Origin of the sequence: Candidatus Roseilinea sp. NK_OTU-006 (assembly GCF_012931985.1) — a bacterium.
GTDB lineage: Bacteria > Chloroflexota > Anaerolineae > J036 > Brachytrichaceae > JAAFGM01.
Window position 1 is genome coordinate 1 of record NZ_JAAFGM010000079.1, and the last position, 3,031, is coordinate 3,031.

General features: G+C 63.0%; 3 protein-coding genes. All 3 read left to right on the plus strand.

Translation table 11 applies throughout. The annotated features are described in order from the left end of the window. The coding region (locus tag GXH28_RS15450) for a molybdopterin oxidoreductase family protein (RefSeq protein ID WP_169239911.1) at positions 1-1,238 on the plus strand (1,238 nt) is incomplete at its 5' end. 67 nt (positions 1,239-1,305) lie between these two features. Then, positions 1,306-2,508: an NADH-quinone oxidoreductase subunit NuoH gene (gene nuoH, locus GXH28_RS15455; protein ID WP_320447975.1), complete on the plus strand. Its 1,203-nt coding sequence runs from the start codon at positions 1,306-1,308 to the stop codon at positions 2,506-2,508. Between the two features lie 16 nt (positions 2,509-2,524). Then, positions 2,525-3,019, plus strand: a complete 495-nt coding sequence (locus tag GXH28_RS15460; protein WP_169239913.1) for an NADH-quinone oxidoreductase subunit J family protein — start codon at positions 2,525-2,527, stop codon at positions 3,017-3,019. Positions 3,020-3,031: the final 12 nt, after the last annotated feature.

Consider the following 3,031-nt stretch of genomic DNA (forward strand, 5'->3'; position numbering starts at 1 on the left):
TGCACTACGGATACGGGGAAGCGGTGGGTGTGCTCAATGGCTTCTCCGCTAGCGCGCGCCGCAACAACATGGTGGATGAATCGTTTGTTGCTGCGCGTGCTGAGGGGTACCAGGAACTGGAGGCCGCGCTGAAAGGCGTCCGGGTGCCGAAACAGGTGACTGAGGCCGCCGAAAGCCTGTTGGGGGCCGAGAATCTGGTCATCTTCGTGGGCGGCGAGGGGGTCACACTGGCGCAGCACGCCGACTTGATGCAAGCGGCAGCGAATCTGCTCATCCTCACTGGCCATGTCGGGCGTCCGAACAACGGGCTGATTCCTGTGTGGCCGGGCGCAAACATGCAGGGCGCACTGGACATGGGGTTCACGCCGGAGGCGACCGAGGCCAGGATCGTCGCGCAACCGGAGATGTGGGTGATCGCCGAAGCTGACCCGGTGGCGGAAGACGGGCGCATGGCCGCACTCCTGGCGGAAGCGCAGTTTGTGGTGGTGGCAACACAGTTCATGACTCCCACGGCGGAGCTGGCAGACATCGTGCTTCCAGTTCAGAGCTTCGCCGAGCGCGAGGGCACCTTCACCAATGGCATGCGCCGGGTGCAGCGCTTCTATATGGCGCAGTCTCCGCTTGAAGGCACGTTGCCGGGGTGGAAGGTCTTCGCACATGTCAGCGCGCGCATGCGAGGCGGGCCTAAGCCGCGCATCGCGCCCAGCCTGGTCATGCGCGATATCACGCAGCATGTGTTGCGCTACGCAGAGATGAGCTATCCACGGCTGGCGCAGGTCGAGCAGCAGTTCCCGCTGGTTGGCGGAGAGGACCTGTATTACGGCGGCACAGCGTACAGCAATCGCGGGGGATTGGGTTTGCAGTGGGCGACCAATGCGGAGAAGGGGCAGTACAAACTGAGGCTGCGGCCAGTTGACACGTCACGGCCCAAACGTGATGGCCTGGTGGCTGTGCCAATTCGCCTGCTCTACGACCGCGAGCCGCTGTTCATCCCCAGCACGTTGATGCACAGGCGTATCCCTGAACCTTATGTGCAACTGAACGACGAAGACGCTCAGAAATTGGGCATTGCTGAGGGAGAGCAGGTTGTGCTGAAGGCGGACGGCGTGGAACTGGTTGCCAGGGCGCGTGTCGATGGGAAAGCGCCAGCAGGGGTGGTGCTGGTACCGCGTCGGCTGGCCCCAACGCCTGTGCCAAAAGCGCTGGCGGCATGCGCTGTGCAAAAGAGGGAGGGATAGGTCTGGTATGTTTGGCCCAGGGGAATCCAGTATTGTTGTGGAATGTGCCAGCAGCAGCACCTGCACAGTGATCCACTCCATCCTGACCAGCCTGATCCTGTTTGTGGTGCTGCTGACTGGTTTCGCCTACACCACGGTGCTTGAGCGGCGTTTCCTGGCTTTCTTGCAAGCGCGCGTAGGCCCGAACCGGGCTGGCCCCTATGGATTGCTGCAGCCAGTAGCGGATGGCATCAAGCTGATTTTCAAAGAGGACATCACACCGGCGCACGCCCAGAAGGTGGTGTTCTGGATCGCACCAATGGTCAAGACGGTGCCCGCGTTGATCGTGCTCGCCGTTGTGCCGTTTGGCCCCAAGATCGCGGTGCCCTGGTTCGATGGCAAGTGGTATCGTCTGTCGCAGGGACTGGTAGATGTCAACGTGGGCGTGTTGTGGTTGATGGGCATCACCAGCATTGGCATCTACGGCATCGTGCTGGCTGGCTGGTCCAGCAACAACAAGTACGCCATGCTAGGCGGCCTGCGCTCGTCGGCGCAGATGGTGAGCTACGAGCTGCCCCTCGCCATGGCCATCGTCAGCCCGCTGCTGATGGCCAACACCCTGAACCTGCGCGAAATCGTGGAACTGCAGGGCGGCTTCTACTTCGGCTTCCTGCCGAAATGGAACCTCTTCGCTGCGCCGGTCCCTCAGGTGCTCGCCTTCATCATCTTCCTTATTGCCGCCTTCGCCGAAACCAACCGCGTCCCCTTCGACCTGCCGGAAGCCGAAAGCGAGCTCGTCGCAGGCTTCCACACCGAGTACTCCTCGATGATGTTCGCCTCCTTCTTCATGGCCGAGTACGCCAACATCATCACCATCTGCTGCGTGGCCACAGTTCTCTTCCTCGGCGGCTGGCATCCGCTGTGGCCCGCCGAATACGGCAGCGACCTTGTCCCCGTCGTGCTGCTCGCCGGCGCAGGCCTCATCCTTCTCTTTCACGCCGCGCAGGCGGCGCGCCGCCGCAAGTGGGACCGCTTCACGTTCCCCGTCTTCGGGGTCCTGCTGCTCGGCGCCTCGCCCGTGTTCCTCATTCCGATGCTGAAGCCCGTCCTGATCCCCTTCTTCTGGTTCGTCGCCAAGGCGGGCTTCCTCGTCTTCGTCTTCATCTGGATCCGCGGGACGCTGCCGCGCTACCGCTACGACCAGCTGATGCGGTTCGCCTGGACGTTCCTCTTCCCGCTGGCTGTGGCCAACCTGCTGATCACCGGACTCGTGGTCGCACTGGCCGGATGACCGAGGTGTTGCTCTTATGGACGTAGTGCTGTTCCTGATCTTCGCCGCCATCGCCGTGGGCTGCGCCCTCAACCTCGTGTTGCAGACGCACCCCATCTCCAGCGCGCTGTCGCTGATCGGCGTCATGGGCTCGCTCGCCGTACTGTACCTGCTGCTTGGCGGAGAGTTCCTTGCCGCCGTGCAGTTGATTGTCTACGCGGGCGCCATCATGGTGCTGTTCGTCTTCGTCATCATGCTGCTGAACGCCGAAGGCGAGCGCCGCCCCTCGAAGAAGGTGCTGCGCACCGCCGTCGCGCTGCCGCTCCTGTTCACGCTGGCTGGCGTCGCGGCTTACGTCATGGCGTCCCAGGTGCCGCGCACGGAGACCGTCCGCTTCGGCGCCTACGTCGCCGGTCCCTACGAAGTCGGCAAGGCTCTCTTCACTACGTGGCTGCTGCCTTTCGAGGTGACCTCCATCCTGATCCTCATCGCCATTCTTGGCGCCGTCGTCCTGGCAAGGAAGGAGATCTGACCCGTGCCTGAC

Coding starts and splice junctions, on each gene's coding strand:
- GXH28_RS15460 (WP_169239913.1), top strand. CDS start 2,525: ATGGACGTAGTGCTGTTCCTGATCTTCGCCGCCATCGCCGTGGGCTGC.